We start from the raw sequence: 16,195 nt of genomic DNA on the forward strand, positions 1-16,195 counted from the left end.
ACCTTGAGTCAGCCAGAGGGCTTTCAGCTGACGGTTGGGAGCCGTTTGCATGAAAATTGCGCCAGAGTTGGTCACTATCAATATATATCTGTTCCTCATAATGTAAAAATGATATCTATGAGCCAGTCATCCAGCATCAAGATGATAGGGAGTACTGACCCCCGATTTGCTTATGATCCGAACGAAAATCTTGACATTGAAGAGGTCGGCGAGGAGGTCTTCGACGGTAAAGTTGTGCACGACGTTAGCTTCCGGGGCGCCACAGGAAAGAGGATCAATGCTTACCTGGTGACACCGATCGTCGGCCATGGTTTCCCAGGCATTGTGTTCGTCCATCCTTTGCCCGGTTCCAGAAAGACGTTCTTGGATGAGGCCCTTAGGCTGGCTGACCGGAGAATCTGCTCAATTGTGGTGGATGCGGTCTGGTCGTCAGGTTTGGAATGGGCCAAGTTGATGGGGGAACCGAACCATGATCGGAAGGAGTTCATCGATGCCGTCAGGGACATCAGGAGGACCTTCGATGTGCTGACCTCGGAGTCGATGGTGAACGACCAGCGGATCGGATATGTCGGTCACAGCCTGGGAGCCCTGTGCGGAGCGGTCCTATCCGGCATCGACCGGAGGGCCGTTGCGTATGTCCTCATGTCAGGGACCACCAGCTTCGCGGACTTTGCGGCGGCGAATATGCCGAACATGACCCGGGAGGAGATGACAACATACCGTGACACCATGGAGGACATTGACCCGGTCCGATTTGTGCGCAACGCAGCGCCGGCCAGCATAATGTTCCAAACGGGCAACAAAGAGGAATACTTCGATCACCGAAGGATGCAGGCCTTGGCGGACGCGGCGAGCGAACCGAAGGCAGTGAGATGGTACGACGCCGGTCACGCGCTCAATGAACAGGCCCGCCAGGACCGCGATGACTGGCTCGTGGACGAGCTCTTCCGATGAGGGCCAAGGCGGCTGCCCTATCTTTCTTGATTGATCGATGTTGGCAATGGCTGGTGAAGCCGTCGTTCCCTGAAACAACGTTATATACTAGTTTAGTTTATGAGAGACGCACTAATCGGAGGCTTTGATTGAATAATCAGGTTGATGTGGAGCAGAGCGACGAAATCCTGCGCTGCCCCTATCCAAACAGGAAGGAGGGAGAAATGTTCGGCATAGCCGACCAGCTTCTCGGAGCCTCCAGGATCAAGATCATGTGCGCGGACGGCAAGTCCCGCATGGGCCGTATACCAGGCAAGATCCGCAAGCGCATGTGGATCCGGGAGGGAGATCTGCTCATCCTCCGTCCCTGGGAATTCCAGGACGACAAAGCAGACATCCTTTACCGTTACACCAAGACCCAGGCTACCTACATGAGCCGCAAGAAGGTATTGCCGAAGAATTTGGACGTCTTTTAGAGGAGGGCATCGCAATGCCCAAAAACGACAATACTTTTTCCGACCTCGATCGCAAGGTGGAGAGCCTCCGCCTGAGGCGGTCCGAGAATGCCGAGGATGATGCCCGCAAGACCCTGGACGAGGTCTTCGACCGGCAGACAATGTACGCTCTGGACAAGCTCATGAACATGGGCGTGCTAGAGACCGTTGATTTTCCCATCTCCACTGGCAAAGAGGGCAACGTTTTTCGTGTCACCACGCCCGAGAACGAGATCCTGGCGATGAAGGTCTATCGCACCTCGAACTCGACCTTCCATAACATCGCAAAATACATAGAGGGCGATCCCAGGTTCAAGGGCCTGCAGGGGTCGCACCGCAAGATAATATTCGCCTGGGCAGCCAAGGAGTTCAAGAACCTCTGCCGGATGACCGAGGCGAAGATCCGGGTCCCGGAGCCGGTCAGGTTCCATAAGAACATCCTGTTCATGGAGTATATCGGCACAGAGGAACAACCTGCCCCGAGCCTGAAGAACTCGCAGCTGGAAGACCCAGATGAGATCTACAGGAAGATCCTGAAGTACATGAAGCTGATGTACCAGAAAGCGGAACTGGTCCATGGGGACCTGAGCGAGTACAACATACTGATGGAGAACGGCGAACCGGTCATCATCGACGTCGGTCAGGCGATGCTGGTGGATCACGTCAACTCTCTCGAGTTCCTGAAGCGGGACATCGCCAACATCAACCATTACTTCAGGTCTCTGGACATCAAGATCAAGACAGACGCGGAAGTTCTCAAGTCAATACAGGGGGCCAAGACAAAATGAAGGCAGTACGCATCCCGAAGGAAAGAGTAGGGGCCCTTATCGGCAAGGACGGAGCGAGCAAGAGGATGCTCCAGGAAAGGATGCAGATGACCATCAGGGTCGACACCGAGGGAGAGGTGATGATCGAGGACGAGAGCGTCACAGATCCGATCATGCCCCTGAAGGCCGTTGACATCATCAAGGCCATCGGCCGGGGCTTCTCCCCGGAACGGGCGCTCAGACTGATGGGCGAGGATGAGTACCTGGAGATCATGGACATCGACGATTACGTCGGCAAAGGCCATGACCAGCTGCAGCGTATGCGGGCCCGGGTCATCGGCACCGGCGGCAAGACGCGCCGCATCATAGAGGACATGAGCGGGGTTGACCTGTCGGTGTATGGCGACACCGTAGCCATCATCGGCAATTCCATCCAGCTGCCCATCGGCCGCACGGCGGTGGACATGGTCCTGTCGGGCAGCGAGCACTCCACGGTGTATCGCTTCCTGGAACGCAAGCGGGCCACGCTGAAGATCATGGAGATGGGTTTCCAGTAACGGAGTTGAAACAAGTGCCTCAAATACTAGAGCAGGCCGAGAAGGCACTGGAGCATGACCTTTGCGATCATTGCCTGGGAAGGATATTCGCGCATGTCGACACCGGCCTGAGCAATCATGAACGGGGTCGGTCGGTGCGAATGACCCTGAACTTCCAGCGCATACTGGACGGCAAGCCCAAACTGGAGCACCAGAAATGCTGGGTGTGCGAGGACATATTCGAAAACGTGGAACGATATGCGGACGCCGCCATCGATGCCATGTCGCGTGTCGAGTACCACAACTTCCTCATCGGGTGCCGGGTGGACCCGACCATACAGGAACGTGAGGAGAGGGTCTGGTCGGAGGTCGGACAGGACAAGGCCGAGCCGATCAAGGCTGAGCTGAACCAGGAGATCGGGAAGCTTATCCAGGCCAAGACCAACAAGGAGGTCTGCTTTGAGACCCCGGAGGTGGTGGCCCTGATCGACACCCGGTTCTGCCATGTGGAGCTGAGCGTCGCCCCGCTGTTCATCTATGGTCGTTATCACAAGTATTCACGGGAGATACCTCAGACCAAGTGGCCCTGTCGTGAGTGCCGGGGCAAGGGTTGCCCCCGCTGCAAGGGCACCGGCAAGATGTACCAGGTATCCGTGCAGGAGGTCATCGGCGACCCGATCCTGAAGGAGGCCGAAGGGCGGGAACATTTCTTCCATGGCATGGGCCGGGAGGACATCGACGCGCGGATGCTCGGCACCGGACGACCGTTCGTACTGGAGATCGCCGAACCCAGGATCAGGGACATAGACCTGGCCAAGATGCAGAGAATCATCGCGGAGAACGGGGCCGGTCTGGCCGATGCCGTGGACCTGCGTTTCTCCAGCCGGGAGGAGGTACGCCGGGTCAAGATGGACGACCCGGAGAAGGTGTATCTCGCCCATGTCGCCCTGCACGGCAAAGTTAATAAGGAAAAAGTAAATGAGGTTGTTCACACGTTCAAACACAGGCGCATTAGCCAGCAGACTCCCGTTCGGGTGGTCCACAGAAGGGCGGACCTCGACCGGGAAAAGGAGATCATCGATGCCTCCGTCGAATCCTTCGACGACGACGTCCTGGTGCTCCGTCTGCGCACCCAATCCGGGACCTACGTGAAAGAACTGGTCTCAGGGGACGGGGGCAGGACCAAGCCGAACCTCGCGGAGGAACTCGGAGTACCCTGCCAGGTCACCGCGCTCGATGTGGTTGAAATAATCGATATCACTGAGGTGTAATACATGGTTAGACCGTCACACGGACTGAGGCGAAGGGGCAGGAACATCCTAAGGAAGACCCCGAGGAACAGGGGACTATCCCCGATCACCCACGAATTCCAGGTGTTCGAGAGCGGTGAGAAGGCCAACATCTTCATCGACTCCAACATCCACAAGGGCGCACCCCATCTCCGTTTCCACGGAAAGACCGGCACCGTCGTCGGACCCCAGGGACATTCATTCGTGCTCCACGTAAAAGATGGCGACAAGGTAAAGACCGTCATCTGCAGGCCAGAGCACCTGAGAAAGGTCAACTGAGGAAGTGACCTCGATGCCAGAGGAGCGCTACATCGCTCTTGCCGAAGTAAAGGAATACTTGGAGCAAGAGAGCAAGGGCCGGGAATTCACGCCTGAGCAGAGGATATCGTACGATCACGCCTCGAAGATCGCCAAGCTGTCCGCGGACAAGGCAAGGGAGCTGATCGCCGAGCTCAAGGGCATCTCCTTCGTACCGGACACCGTCGCGGTCAAGATCGCCGACATCATCCCGACCCATCCAGAGGACGTCCGTGTTCTTTTCGCTAAGGAGAGGATCGTGCTCGAGAAGAAGCAGATAGAGCAGATTCTTAAATTAGTGGAAAAGTATCTATGATGTTGGTGTAACCTTTGGAAGACTACGCGCACATTCTCGACTATCTACCTCAGGGACTCCCCTCCGAAAAGGGATTCTCCCGGGAACCGCTCGCATACGCAATAGGTAGCCAGGAGTTTAAGCTCTTCGAGTTGGTGCCGAAGCCTAACGCCATCATAAACATGGGAGAGAGAGTCTACATCGGCAAGGAGGCCGAGAAAAGGGACAAGATCCTCCACGTCAAGAGGCGCGTTTCCTATGAGGAGCTCACCGGCGGCGCCCAGAGCGAACTTCCGTTCGTCGTCCTGGAGATCGTCAAGCTGGAGGAGACCCGTTTCGTCAACTTCTTCAACGAGGCCCAGCCGATCACCACCCGCTATCACATGCTGGAACTCCTGCCCGGTCTGGGCAAGAAGACCATGTGGGCGGTCCTGGAGGAGCGGAAGAAGGGCAAGTTCAAGGACTTCACCGAACTCTCCGCAAGGGTACCGTCCCTGAAGCACCCGGAAAAGGTCGTGGCCAAGCGAATCGAGATGGAGCTATCCAACCCGGCCGAGAAATACCATCTTTTCGTGTCGAAGTGATGCGGTGCGCCCGACCGAGGTCAAGAGCGTCCTGGCCCAGATCGGGGTAAGCCCCTCGAAATCGAGGGGTCAGAACTTCTTGGTCGACGACACGGTCGCGGAACGTGAAGTGGATTACCTTCAGATCTCAAAGGAAGACACGGTGCTCGAGGTCGGTCCGGGACTGGGCGTTCTTACTTCTCGCCTCATCCCGGAAGCGGGTAAGGTCATCGCGGTTGAGCTGGACCATGGGATCGCTTCGTATGTCCGATCGACGTTCAGGACGGTGGAGCTCATCGAGGCAGATGCCCTGGATGCCAAATGGCCCCGTTTCGACAGGTTCATCTCCAACATCCCCTACAGCATCTCGTCACCGCTGATATTCAAGCTCCTGGACCAGGATTTCAAGATGGCGGTCATCATGGTGCAGAAGGAGTTCGCCGACCGGATGGTGGCGAAAGCGGACACCGACGATTATTCCCGCCTCTCAGTGAGCGTCTACTACCGGGCCAAGGCCGAGATGATGGAAAAGGTGGGAAGGAACCGGTTCTGGCCCGAGCCGGAGGTGGATTCAGCGGTGGTCAGGCTTACGCCTCGGCCGCCTCCGTTCACCGTCAAGGACGAACGGCTTTTCCATAGGATGGTGGAATTGCTCTTCCAGCAGAGGCGCAAGAAGATATCCACCATACTGAAGGCCAAGAGGATGATCGCCCCGGTCGACGTCCCCCACCTGCCATATATGGACATGAGGGTGGAGGCCCTCACACCGGAGCAGATCGGAGAACTGGTGGATGCCGTCCATGAGATTGGCCGACCTAAGAATTCCCGTTGATGTTCACCCCGTATTCGTGATACACCTTGCGTATCAGGAAGTACGCCACCGAAAGGGACGCTATCAGCACTCCCAGGCCAGCGATCAGGACTCCGTCGTTCGCTTCATAGTTGAACACTATCAGTTCCCTGGAAACCGCGGTAAGGCCGACCAACAGCACGACCTCCACGTGGATCTTCTGTGTCTTCGAATACAGGTAAAGGATGTCCATCAGCTCGAAGGCGATGATGACCAGCAGGAACATGCCTATGAACGCCAGGACCTCTGCCTTGGTGGTGATGAGAAAGTCCGAGTCGAAGATCATGCGATAGATGTCATAAGAGAGCGTGCTCAGGAGGGCGATCACGACGACCGCGACCAGAAGCATGACGAAATAGATCGCCATCCTCTTGAATGTGAACATGTAATCTTCTTTCACTTGATCATTCATCTCCTTCGGACTCGCCGAGGCGCCTAATAAATGGTTGGGCATGACTCTACTGTCTGATAATGTCCATATGGAGACAGCCATTCATAGGATGATGTAAGATCATCGTGACCTAATGCGAGAGAGATGACCTATTAAATAACAGAACCCCTGATATATTTGCTGAAGTGCCATGGATAATAAGCTGATCGGATCGATCATCATGACGGCCGGACGCCTGAAAAGACATCCCCTGATCGTCTATGGTTCGGATTCCATACCGCAGGATGCCGTTCACATTTCCAAGGTGGACCGGTGCGTAGCACATGCCATATTCACGATCGCACGGGAGGACGGGCCGGCCGTGTACCTCGGAGAGGAGCATCTGGGAGGTTGCTGTCCTGGAGGCCAGTTCTGGCTCGGATACATTCCCATGCCAAAGGGGATCGAGTTCTTCATTTCCACCGGCTCGCTCACCTATAGGAATGGGGCGGCGGAGCACTACAAACGAGACCCTGAGATCACGATGGAGAGCATGGCCCGAGTGGGGAAGCTAACCCCTCCAGGGAAGTTCATCGTCATCGCCCCGTTCACCAGGACGGTTGAGGGAGGGAACGTCCTGAGCGTGCTGTGCTTTGGCCGGGCGGAGAACATCCGCAACCTGATCGGACTGGCCGAATTCGGGAGCAACGATACCTTTGCGACATGCATCGCTCCCTGGGGGCCAGCCTGCGCCTCCATGATCACCTATGCCGCGGGAATGGCGGAGAATGCACCGAGAGGGTCCTTGATAGCCGGTACCACAGATCCTACCGTGAACGAATGGCTACCGCCGGACATGATGACACTATCGATACCGATCGCGGTGGCGGAAAGGATGGCCAAGGATGCGGATAACTCGTTCATCTTTAAGCGGCCTAAAGTGGCCTACCCGGAAAAAAGGATAGCCTGAACCGTTCAGGCAATCATTTTTCTACGGCCGACCACTTACCAATGACGATCATCATGTTAATCGGTATAGTCGGCAAACCGAACGTCGGTAAGTCCACCTTCTTCTCCGCCGCCACCATGGCCAGCGCAGAGATCGCCGCTTATCCTTTCACCACCATCAAGCCGAACAAGGGGGTCGGTTACCTGAGGGCGCCGTGCCCGGAGAAGCATTTCGGTGTGAAGTGCCAACCCAGGAACTCCGCCTGCGACAACGGTATCAGGCTGGTCCCGGTCGAGCTTCTGGACGTCGCCGGTTTGGTCCCCGATGCCTGGCAGGGCAAGGGACTGGGCAATCAGTTCCTCGATGACCTGAGGCAGGCGGACGCTTTCATACACATCATCGACGCCTCAGGTTCCACCGATTCGGACGGAAACCCGGTACCGGCCGGTACCCATGACCCTATGGTCGACATCAAGTTCCTGGAGAACGAGATCGCCCACTGGATGAAGGGCATCATCGAGAAAGGCTTTGAGAAATCCGCGCGCATGGCACACCTGGAGGGTCAGAAGATGGAGGACGTCATCCATGACCGCCTGACCGGACTGGGAGTGCCTATGCCGGCGATATGCACGGCCCTGAGGGAATCGAACCTGCCGACCAACCCGATGAACTGGAAGGACGGGGAGATGCTGCGCCTGGCGGACAACATCCGAAGGCTCTCGAAACCGATCCTCATAGCCTACAACAAGTCCGATGTGGCCAGCGACGAGAACCTGAAGCGCCTGGCGAACCTCCCTGACTACATCACCATATCCACCTGCGCCGAGACGGAATTGGCGTTGAAGAAAGCGGCGAAGGCCAAACTGGTGAACTACACCCCCGGCGAACCGACGTTCACCATACCGGACCCGGCCAAACTGACCGCCGGCCAGATGAAGGCCATCGATGTCATAGGCCACACCATGAAGAAAATGGGCGGGACCGGGGTCCAGATGTGCCTGGAGAAGGCGGCCTTCCAGCTGCTCGACCTGATCGTGGTATACCCGGTGGAGGACGAGACCAGGCTCACGGACCACGGCGGCAACATACTGCCCGACGCCCACCTCATCCGACGGGGCAGCACCGCCAAGGACCTGGCATACAAGATCCATACAGACCTGGGAGAGGGGTTCATCCGCGCCATAAACGCCAAGACGAAACGCATCGTCGGTCACGATTATGTCCTTCAGGACGGCGACGTGATCACCATCATATCGAGAAAGTGAGGCAATGGAATCGTACGAGCTACGGCTGCTGACCGCGTCCTACCGCAAAATGATGGACCGTGACGAGGTCATGGTCGAGATCTACGGCAAGACCCGGGATGGCCGTTCGATAGTGGTGCGCAACTTCGGATTCAGACCCTATTTTCATATCATGGAGCCCAGGCCAGATCTGCTGGCCCGCCTGAAGCAGAACTCGGACGTACTGGAGATCAAGGACCTGGAACTGTATTACAAGGGTCGTGTCCGTCCCGCAGCCCAGGTCACGGTGAAGTACCCTTGGACGGTGCCCAGCTTCCGGCAGGACATCAAGCGCCAGAACTTCGAGGTGCTGGCGGCGGACATCCCGTTCCACCACCGCTTCATCTACGACAAGGACATGAGCTCCTGCATCCGGGTCTTTGGAACACCGGCGAAAGGGGACTACACCACCGACCTGATCGTGGACATGGACCATTTCGAGGAGATCGAGCCGTTCACCCCCGACCTCCGCATCCTCTCGTTCGACCTGGAGAACTCCATCACGAACGGCAACATCCTCACCATCTGCTATGTCGTCAGGGACAAGGGCGAGATCCGTGACGGGGAGATGATCGAGGGCACCGAAAAGCACATCATACAACGATTCTCGGAGATCATCCAGAAAGAGGATCCAGACGTCATCACCGGCTACAACATCGACGGATACGATATCCCAAAGATCCTGGAACGGGCACAGAAGGTGGGCGTGAAGACCCTCAATTGGGGACGGGACCGCTCCGACCCGCGTTCGATACAGAAATTCTGGAGACTGACCGGCAGGCTGATCGTCGACGCCTGGTGGGCGGTACGCACGGAACTGCGGCCAAAACAGGAAACGCTGAACGCCGTCTCGAAGCTGTTGCTCAACGAAGAGAAGATGGACGTCTCGGCCAAGAACATGGACGAGGAGTGGATGAAGGACAAGGACAAGGTGCTCCGCTACTGCCGTCAGGACGCCAGCCTGGCACTGAAGGTGCTGGAGAAGGTCGGCCGCATCCGCAAGAACCTGGACCTGGCGGCGGTTTCGCGGCTGCCGGTGGACGACGTCCTGAACTCTGGCAGTTCGATGCTGGTCGATTCCATCCTGATCCGGGCGGCGGACCGGGCGGTACCGCGCGTCGGCGTCCCGCTGACCGGGGATTTCGATACCGAGGACGAGGCCATCGAGGGGGGCTATGTGCACGAGATCGAACCTGGCCTGTATCACTGGGTGTGCGTGCTGGACTTCAAATCGATGTACCCTTCGCTGATCATAAGCAAGAACATATGCTTCACCACCAGGGAGGACACGGGCACCAATGTATCGCCGACCGGAGTCCATTTCCTCAGCAGGGAGCAGAAGCCCGGCATACTGCCCACCATGATGTCCAACCTGATGAAGGCCAGGGACGAGACCAAGGCCAAGATGAAGGCGGCCAAGACTCCGGAGGAGGTGCGTTATTATGACGGACTGCAGGCGGCCATCAAGGTCCTGATGAACTCCTTCTACGGGGTGTTCGCCTCCTCGTTCTATCGGTTCACCGACCGTTCCATAGGTTCATCGATCACCGCTTACGCCCGGGAAAGGACCAAGGGGATCATCCAGGAGCTCGAAAGCGAAGGCCGGCACGTCATCTATTCCGATACCGACTCGGTGTTCGTGCAGTCACCCAATTCCAATCTCAAGGAGTCGATAGAGTTCGGCACAGAGCTGGCTGAGCGCTTCTCAAAAGAAGGGGGGTCGCTGGAGTTCGAGAAGATCATGGAGCCGCTCTTCTCCCACGGAAAAAAGAAACGTTATGTCGGCAGGATGGTCTGGCCCAAGGAGGAGCTGGTCATCCGCGGCTATGAGATCCGCCGCACCGATTCATTCGAGCTCCAGTCGGAAGCGCTGATGGCGGTCTTCGATAAGATCATGGACGAGAAGACGGACGAGGCGGTCAAGATCGCCAAACAGTACGTCCAGGACACTCTGTGCGGAAAGGTCCCGATCGAGAAACTGGTCATATCAAAAGGCTGCCGTCCCTTCAACCAGTACGCCAAGCCGGATTCCCAGCTGACGGTCCAGGTGGCCAGGAAGCTGATGGCCTCCGGGGAACAGTTCGTACCCGGAATGAAGGTCTCGTGGATCGTTACCAATTCAAAGAGGTCGCCCCAGGAGGCGGAACCATACGTATCGGGACGCAAGTTCGTCGGCCAACCCGACAGCCGTTACTATGCCGAACGCATCGCCCAGTCGCTTGGCCGGGCCACTGAAGTGTTCGGCTGGGACGACAAATCGCTAATGGCAGGCAATCAGCAGATGAACCTTCTGAACTCAGCGTTCTGCGACACCGAGGAAAGGAAGCCGACCCCCATCGAGGCGGCAAAGAAGGCCGAGGTCAAGAAGACCGACAAGAAGCTCACCTTGGACGATTTCTTCTGAAGCTATCCTGGCGGTCATGGAGCCGGATCATTCTGACAGAAAACGGTCTAGTGTTTCCGACTAGAAAACCCTTTTATATCGTTACTCTTTTTGCTCCCTCAGTGACGGGACCGATATGATCCCGTAGGAAATGTACCCTGACAAGGGCGAATCCCGAAACGCCGCTTCCACTAATTATCGCGGCGGAAGTGATACACTATGGCAGAGAACGAGAAGCCCGTAGAGGGCGCTGAACCCGAAGCCAAGAGAAACATCTCTGGCAAGAGCATGTACAAATACATCGCCGAGGCCTGGAACAGGCCGGACGCGACTTACGTGAAGGACCTCATGTTCGACAGGATGATCCTGTGGCGCAGGGAGGACAACTTCACCCGCATAGACCACCCGACCAGGCTGGACCGTGCCCGTGCATTGGGATTCAAGGCCAAGCAGGGATACGTCATGGTCCGTGGGCACGTCAGGAAGGGCTCGCTCCAGAGGCGCAAGATGCGCTGGAAGGGTCGCCGTGCAAAGAGGAAGGGTATCAACAAGCTCACCGCCGGCAAGAGCCTGAAGTGGATGGCCGAGGAAAGATGCTCCAAGCGCTACCCGAACCTGGAAGTCCTCAACTCCTACTGGGTCGGAGAGGACGGCAGGAACGTCTGGTTCGAGATCATACTGGTCGACAAGCACCACCCGGTCATCATGTCGGACCCGAAGATCAACTGGATCTGCAGCCCGGTGCACAAGGGCAGGGCATACCGCGGTCTGACCTCCGCTGGTCACAAGGGACGTGGCCTCAGGTGGAAGGGCAAGGGCGCGGAAAAGATGCGCCCCAGCGGTGCCGCGCACGACCACCACAACAAGTAAGAAACCTCTTCGGACCATTTCTTTCGCCCGAAAGGGCGATCCATTTTTCCAATCCTTTGACCTTGAGCTGGTGCTTCGGTCGAGTGCTATCAGAATAGTTGCGAAAAGGTTTTCACGCCCTCGGTCAGCAGCGGATCCGTTCCATCCTCTCAGCGATGGTCGGAGCATCCATACCGATGATGGGATAGAATGCCGGGACCGGAAGTCCGACGCTCTCCTTGATGCTCGCCTCGTCCTCCACCAGATATCCATAGACGATCGCTGACGCCTTGAGCTTCCGACAATAGGCCTGCAGGTCGCCCTTCGGGAGCACCTTCAGATCGGGGTCCCATCTCCTCACGATCCGCACCGCCTCGTTATCCTCATCGGCCATCGCCACCGCCCTGCAGCCGCGCTTCATGATGAGCCAGGCCGCCAAAGCATCGGTGTCCTTTTCGAGCACCACGAGGACCTTCCCCTGGCTGCCCATCGGCAGGCCCCCGGTCCCTTCGCAATACTCGGAAAAGATGAACGCCTGGTTGTCACGCACCTCGACATACACCTCCTTGGTCGGGTTGTGGATGTCGACCTTGATGCCGCGGTCTTGGTTGGCGTTCAGGACCGCCTCGCCCACCTGCACGGCGATGTCCATGCTTGTGAATGGGTGCGACCCGACCCGCCGGGACTTGATCTTGAACGTTGAACCATCGGCGAGGATGTCCTTTGAGTACTCCACCGCCGTGGCCTTGAGGGACTCCATGTCGCTGGAGGTCTCGATCACAGGAGACACGGAGGCTATGCCGAAGACCCGCTGCAGGACCTTGATACCGTCATCGATCCGGACCTTGTCGGTGCGGACGTAGATCCGGCCCTGATCGCAGTTGACCAGTGCCTCGATCCCCTCCCTGGCCAAGGCCGAGATCATGTTGTCCATCAGCACCCTCTCGAACCGCGAGCGGACGGACCGGGACTTGAGCCCGACCTCTGAGTACCTTACCAGGATTAGGTCCATATGCTGACGCAAGCCTGCCGTGGTTAAAAGGATTTCCGATCGCCGAACGCCTTCGCCAATGTTGCCCGCCCTCATCGTTATATCCAACTAGCGACCATTGGAGCCCGAGCAAAATGGACCCTTTGACCGCCCTCATTGTCATCGCCTTCGCCATCATCGCCGGCCTGATCGGGTCCCTGCTAGGCCTGGGCGGCGGAATCGTCATCATTCCGGCGTTGACACTGGCCCTTGGTTTCAACATGCAGGAGGCAGTGGGTGCTTCTCTCATCGGGGTCATCGCCTCATCCACGGGCTCTGCTTCACGATATGTGCAGCAAGGTTTCGTGAACGTCAAGCTGGGAATGCTGCTGGAGACGACCACGACCGTGGGATCGATCGTTGGGGCGATCATAGCCATCTACACCGACCAAAAGATCCTGGCACTGGTCTTCGCCGTAATGCTGATGTACAGTGCGGTCTACATGCTCCGCAGGCCCGAACGTATCATATCCCCAGAGAGCGCCGAACTGGACGGCCAGATGTTGGACCTGTCCTGCGCATATACCGATACCAGAAGCGGCAAGGAGGTCTGCTACGGGGTCAAGGGCATCAAGACGGGCATGGGGGCGGGTTTGCTGGCCGGAGCCACCTCGGGCATGCTTGGGGTAGGCGGGGGCGTGATCAAGGTCCCGGTGATGAACGCCTGCATGTGCGTGCCCATGAAGGCTGCCACCGCCACCAGCAATTTCATGATCGGGGTCACTGCCCTGGCCGGTGCGGTCGTATACTATTCCTATGGCCTTATATCACCGGTACTGGCCGCTACAGTGGCGGTCGGGGTGATCGTCGGGTCCTTTATTGGAACCCATCTTACCTTCACCAGCGAAGGTCACCGGATCCGCACGTTCTTCTCTATGGTCCTGATCATCATCGCCGTGCTGATGGTCCTGAAGGCCGCCGGCATCCTGGAGGCGGTCTGATGGCCAGTGAGCGCATGAACCGGACCATGCACCTGGTGCTGGTCAGCGGAATGATGCTGAGCTTCACCATCATGACCATTGGACTGGTGATGTATGCATTTGCCCCCGCCGAAGGAACGACCATGGCCCTGGATAGAATTCCGGGAGGCGTTATCGGCGGCGATCCGATCGCAGTCATCGACCTGGGGATCGTCATCCTCATAGCCACCCCTTTCGTCCGGATATTGGCGGCGGGGATCACCTTCGGCATGGAGAAGGACTACCGTTTCGTCGGCATTTCCCTGTTCGTGCTGGCGATGATCATCCTGGCGGTTTTCATCCGGCTCTGAAGATGATGCAAGCAAACCGTTATTAGCCCCGTCCAGATTCACCTAATAAAGGGATGGGAAATGTCCGACGACAAGAAGGATGAGAAGTGGTACTACACCTTCCTTCCATACAACATTGCCGGCGGAAGCACCAATCCGATCATCCCGCTTTTCGTCACCGAAGGACTGAAGGGCACGGTTGGGCAAGTGGGCATAGTTTCTGCGATAACGTCATTGGCAGCCGTCCCCGCCAATATCCTATGGGGAAATCTGTCCGATACCATGCAGAAGAGGAAGCCGTTCGTTATCATGGGCTTCCTGGGCATGGGTCTGGCGCTCATGCTCATGGGGCTGTCGACCAGCATTCCCCAGTATTACTTGGCGAACTTCATGCTCGGTCTTCTGGCGGCGGCGGTCGCTCCGGTGGGCACGGTCCTGGTCCTTGAATCGTTCGAGAAGAAGGACTGGGCAAAGCGGCTGGGCGACTTCAGCAAGGTGGGAGGATTGGGCTGGGTCGTTGGATTGCTCATCGGTACAGTATGGCTCATGCTGCTCAACGGTTCGGACGGGGAGAACTCTACCCGGGCGTTGTTCCTGCTGGCGGCAGTGCTATGCCTGGTCTCCACCGTTCTGGCCTTCCGATGGGTGCCGGAACCGAAGGACAAGATCAGGCGTGAGTGCATCGACCCGGACGATCTGGAACACGCCCATGCGCATATCATAGAACGTGCCAGATACCTGCCGCAAAGAGTGACGTTCGTGGCAAAGGTCAGCGCGAAGAACCTCAAGTTGGCCAATTTTCCGGCGAACCTGAAACGCTATTACCTCGTCACGTTCCTGGCATTCTTCGGTTTCCTTTCCTTCTATGTCGCCTTCCCGATATTCCTCAGCCAGTATGTGGGCCTGAAGGACACGGACATATTCATCATCTACATCGCTTCGTCGGTCGCTTCGGTGTTGACCTATGCACTGGTCGGCAGGCTCATCGGAAGTATCGGAGGCAAAAAGATACAGGCGGTCGCTTTCGCTCTGCGCATCTTCATCTTCCCGGCGTTCTTCGCAGTCACGATGCTAAACCTTCCGTTCCCAGCCCTGTTCGCCGCCATGCTCGTATTGCATGCATTGGCAGGCCTGTGCTGGGCCGGGATCAGCGTTTCCGGCAACGCCCTGGTCTCGAAGATGTCCTACAGGGACTTCCGCACCCAGTCCCTGGGAATGTACAGTTCCATCCAGGGAGTGGCCTCCATATTCGGATCGTTGCTGGGAGGATTCATCGCCCAGTATTACGGCTATCAGACGGAATTCCTGATGGCCTCGGGATTCGTCCTGGCCGGACTGGTCCTCCTCCTCTTGACCAATGTGGACAACGTCCCTGGGGACGATGAAGGCCCCCACATCATAAAATGCGATTGAACGGGTCCTGCTCACTTGTTCTGCAACAGGTCGGCAATCTGCCTTCCGAAGAGCCTAGCCTTTTCCTCTTCCCCTTCCTCCAAAGGACCGCGCATCCCTGCGACGACGAACGAGGCGTCAGCGATCACTGGTTTCCCTTTTTTCTCCAGTATCTTCCTTAGCTTCGATTCGGCCCCTTTGGGAAAATCCTTCATTCGGGTGTCGAAAACGGCCGTTTGGACGCCGAGATGATCTTCTTTCAAGGCATTCTTCAGTAGGGCAGAAAAGCGGAACGGAACGCTGCCATAGTGGGTCGGCGTGCCCAGCACCCATAGGTCCTTGCCCCGGAAGTCCTCCTCCCCGGAAGCTGACAGGGCACGGCACTCGACCGGTTCTATACCTCCCTCTCTCAGTCCGGTTGCGATAGCTTGGGCGATCTTCTCGGTGTTCCCGTACTTCGAATCGAACAAGACCAGGGCCTTCATGCCCCCGCCACCGCTGAGGTCGACGATAAGGATTGCGGAATTTGATGGACAAGACTTTAGAAAAATGATGGTGGAGGAGAAGGGATTTGAACCCTTGGACCGCTAGGGACTAGACCCTGAATCTAGCGCCGTTGGCCAAGCTTGGCTACCCCTCCAAAGCTGGAATTTACCGAACGAGGTC

Annotated in this window: 19 protein-coding genes and 1 tRNA gene; 16 read left to right on the forward strand and 4 right to left on the reverse strand. The window is 57.2% G+C overall.

The features are described from left to right. The first annotated feature begins 141 nt into the window (after positions 1-141). The 9 genes from VGK23_11615 to rsmA all read left to right on the forward strand — a co-directional run bounded on the left by VGK23_11615 (position 142) and on the right by rsmA (position 6,006). Complete coding sequence (locus VGK23_11615; protein HEY3421188.1) at positions 142-954, forward strand: hypothetical protein; 813 nt, start codon at positions 142-144, stop codon at positions 952-954. Between the two features lie 128 nt (positions 955-1,082). After that, entirely contained in the window at positions 1,083-1,409 is a 327-nt protein-coding gene (eif1A, locus tag VGK23_11620) for a translation initiation factor eIF-1A (GenBank protein ID HEY3421189.1), read from the forward strand. Positions 1,410-1,423: 14 nt separating this feature from the next. Then, complete coding sequence (locus VGK23_11625; GenBank protein ID HEY3421190.1) at positions 1,424-2,215, forward strand: serine protein kinase RIO; 792 nt, start codon at positions 1,424-1,426, stop codon at positions 2,213-2,215. Then, positions 2,212-2,751, forward strand: coding sequence for a KH domain-containing protein (locus VGK23_11630; protein ID HEY3421191.1), 540 nt, complete (start codon positions 2,212-2,214; stop codon positions 2,749-2,751). The genes VGK23_11625 and VGK23_11630 overlap by 4 nt, the downstream gene beginning before the upstream one ends. A 14-nt stretch (positions 2,752-2,765) precedes the next feature. After that, entirely contained in the window at positions 2,766-4,001 is a 1,236-nt protein-coding gene (locus VGK23_11635; protein HEY3421192.1) for a tRNA pseudouridine(54/55) synthase Pus10, read from the forward strand. Between the two features lie 3 nt (positions 4,002-4,004). Continuing rightward, on the forward strand, positions 4,005-4,298 hold the full coding sequence (locus VGK23_11640) for a 50S ribosomal protein L21e (protein HEY3421193.1): 294 nt from the start codon (positions 4,005-4,007) through the stop codon (positions 4,296-4,298). A 13-nt stretch (positions 4,299-4,311) separates the two neighbouring features. After that, positions 4,312-4,632: an RNA polymerase Rpb4 family protein gene (locus VGK23_11645; protein ID HEY3421194.1), complete on the forward strand. Its 321-nt coding sequence runs from the start codon at positions 4,312-4,314 to the stop codon at positions 4,630-4,632. A 14-nt stretch (positions 4,633-4,646) separates the two neighbouring features. Continuing rightward, positions 4,647-5,195, forward strand: a complete 549-nt coding sequence (locus VGK23_11650; GenBank protein ID HEY3421195.1) for a DUF655 domain-containing protein — start codon at positions 4,647-4,649, stop codon at positions 5,193-5,195. Between the two features lie 4 nt (positions 5,196-5,199). Further along, complete coding sequence (gene rsmA / locus VGK23_11655; protein HEY3421196.1) at positions 5,200-6,006, forward strand: 16S rRNA (adenine(1518)-N(6)/adenine(1519)-N(6))-dimethyltransferase RsmA; 807 nt, start codon at positions 5,200-5,202, stop codon at positions 6,004-6,006. Here rsmA and VGK23_11660 read toward each other — a convergent pair. Beyond that, positions 5,990-6,436: a phosphate-starvation-inducible PsiE family protein gene (locus VGK23_11660; protein ID HEY3421197.1), complete on the reverse strand. Its 447-nt coding sequence runs from the start codon at positions 6,434-6,436 to the stop codon at positions 5,990-5,992. The two genes, rsmA and VGK23_11660, sit on opposite strands and share 17 nt — an antisense overlap. A 169-nt stretch (positions 6,437-6,605) precedes the next feature. On the opposite strand from VGK23_11660, the gene VGK23_11665 reads away from it, so the two are divergent. The 4 genes from VGK23_11665 (at position 6,606) to VGK23_11680 (ending at position 11,879) form a co-directional block, all read left to right on the forward strand. After that, the gene (locus VGK23_11665; protein HEY3421198.1) at positions 6,606-7,364 is read left to right on the forward strand and encodes a DUF169 domain-containing protein; all 759 of its coding nucleotides are present in this window, start codon (positions 6,606-6,608) and stop codon (positions 7,362-7,364) included. Positions 7,365-7,417: 53 nt separating this feature from the next. Continuing rightward, a complete protein-coding gene (locus tag VGK23_11670) occupies positions 7,418-8,608 on the forward strand; it encodes a redox-regulated ATPase YchF (protein HEY3421199.1) in 1,191 nt (396 codons plus the stop codon). A gap of 4 nt (positions 8,609-8,612) precedes the next feature. After that, entirely contained in the window at positions 8,613-11,030 is a 2,418-nt protein-coding gene (locus VGK23_11675) for a DNA polymerase domain-containing protein (GenBank protein ID HEY3421200.1), read from the forward strand. 198 nt (positions 11,031-11,228) lie between these two features. Continuing rightward, complete coding sequence (locus tag VGK23_11680; protein HEY3421201.1) at positions 11,229-11,879, forward strand: 50S ribosomal protein L15e; 651 nt, start codon at positions 11,229-11,231, stop codon at positions 11,877-11,879. A 124-nt stretch (positions 11,880-12,003) separates the two neighbouring features. Here the strand turns inward: VGK23_11680 and VGK23_11685 are convergent, their stop codons facing one another. Continuing rightward, the gene (locus VGK23_11685) at positions 12,004-12,870 is read right to left on the reverse strand and encodes a THUMP domain-containing protein (GenBank protein HEY3421202.1); all 867 of its coding nucleotides are present in this window, start codon (positions 12,868-12,870) and stop codon (positions 12,004-12,006) included. 113 nt (positions 12,871-12,983) lie between these two features. Between VGK23_11685 and VGK23_11690 the strand changes: the two genes are divergently transcribed. From VGK23_11690 to VGK23_11700, 3 genes are read left to right on the forward strand one after another with little or no spacing between them, the layout of a single operon-like run. Next, positions 12,984-13,829 (forward strand): sulfite exporter TauE/SafE family protein, encoded by an 846-nt coding sequence (locus tag VGK23_11690; protein HEY3421203.1) that lies wholly within the window; start codon positions 12,984-12,986, stop codon positions 13,827-13,829. After that, positions 13,829-14,158: a DUF1634 domain-containing protein gene (locus VGK23_11695; protein HEY3421204.1), complete on the forward strand. Its 330-nt coding sequence runs from the start codon at positions 13,829-13,831 to the stop codon at positions 14,156-14,158. The genes VGK23_11690 and VGK23_11695 overlap by 1 nt, the downstream gene beginning before the upstream one ends. 60 nt (positions 14,159-14,218) lie before the next feature. After that, positions 14,219-15,550: an MFS transporter gene (locus VGK23_11700; protein HEY3421205.1), complete on the forward strand. Its 1,332-nt coding sequence runs from the start codon at positions 14,219-14,221 to the stop codon at positions 15,548-15,550. A gap of 11 nt (positions 15,551-15,561) precedes the next feature. On the opposite strand, the gene VGK23_11705 is transcribed toward VGK23_11700, so the two are convergent. Both VGK23_11705 and VGK23_11710 read right to left on the reverse strand, forming a co-directional pair. After that, the gene (locus tag VGK23_11705; GenBank protein HEY3421206.1) at positions 15,562-16,014 is read right to left on the reverse strand and encodes a flavodoxin family protein; all 453 of its coding nucleotides are present in this window, start codon (positions 16,012-16,014) and stop codon (positions 15,562-15,564) included. Positions 16,015-16,082: 68 nt separating this feature from the next. Further along, positions 16,083-16,169: transfer RNA gene (locus VGK23_11710), tRNA-Leu, on the reverse strand. Positions 16,170-16,195: the final 26 nt, after the last annotated feature.

This window comes from Methanomassiliicoccales archaeon, assembly GCA_036504055.1.
Taxonomy (GTDB): domain Archaea; phylum Thermoplasmatota; class Thermoplasmata; order Methanomassiliicoccales; family UBA472; genus DASXVU01.

Coding starts and splice junctions, on each gene's coding strand:
- VGK23_11615 (HEY3421188.1), top strand. CDS start 142: ATGATAGGGAGTACTGACCCCCGATTTGCTTATGATCCGAACGAAAAT.
- VGK23_11625 (HEY3421190.1), top strand. CDS start 1,424: ATGCCCAAAAACGACAATACTTTTTCCGACCTCGATCGCAAGGTGGAG.
- VGK23_11630 (HEY3421191.1), top strand. CDS start 2,212: ATGAAGGCAGTACGCATCCCGAAGGAAAGAGTAGGGGCCCTTATCGGC.
- VGK23_11640 (HEY3421193.1), top strand. CDS start 4,005: ATGGTTAGACCGTCACACGGACTGAGGCGAAGGGGCAGGAACATCCTA.
- VGK23_11645 (HEY3421194.1), top strand. CDS start 4,312: ATGCCAGAGGAGCGCTACATCGCTCTTGCCGAAGTAAAGGAATACTTG.
- VGK23_11660 (HEY3421197.1), bottom strand. CDS start 6,436: ATGAATGATCAAGTGAAAGAAGATTACATGTTCACATTCAAGAGGATG.
- VGK23_11665 (HEY3421198.1), top strand. CDS start 6,606: ATGGATAATAAGCTGATCGGATCGATCATCATGACGGCCGGACGCCTG.
- VGK23_11670 (HEY3421199.1), top strand. CDS start 7,418: ATGTTAATCGGTATAGTCGGCAAACCGAACGTCGGTAAGTCCACCTTC.
- VGK23_11675 (HEY3421200.1), top strand. CDS start 8,613: ATGGAATCGTACGAGCTACGGCTGCTGACCGCGTCCTACCGCAAAATG.
- VGK23_11680 (HEY3421201.1), top strand. CDS start 11,229: ATGGCAGAGAACGAGAAGCCCGTAGAGGGCGCTGAACCCGAAGCCAAG.
- VGK23_11685 (HEY3421202.1), bottom strand. CDS start 12,870: ATGGACCTAATCCTGGTAAGGTACTCAGAGGTCGGGCTCAAGTCCCGG.
- VGK23_11690 (HEY3421203.1), top strand. CDS start 12,984: ATGGACCCTTTGACCGCCCTCATTGTCATCGCCTTCGCCATCATCGCC.
- VGK23_11695 (HEY3421204.1), top strand. CDS start 13,829: ATGGCCAGTGAGCGCATGAACCGGACCATGCACCTGGTGCTGGTCAGC.
- VGK23_11700 (HEY3421205.1), top strand. CDS start 14,219: ATGTCCGACGACAAGAAGGATGAGAAGTGGTACTACACCTTCCTTCCA.
- VGK23_11705 (HEY3421206.1), bottom strand. CDS start 16,014: ATGAAGGCCCTGGTCTTGTTCGATTCGAAGTACGGGAACACCGAGAAG.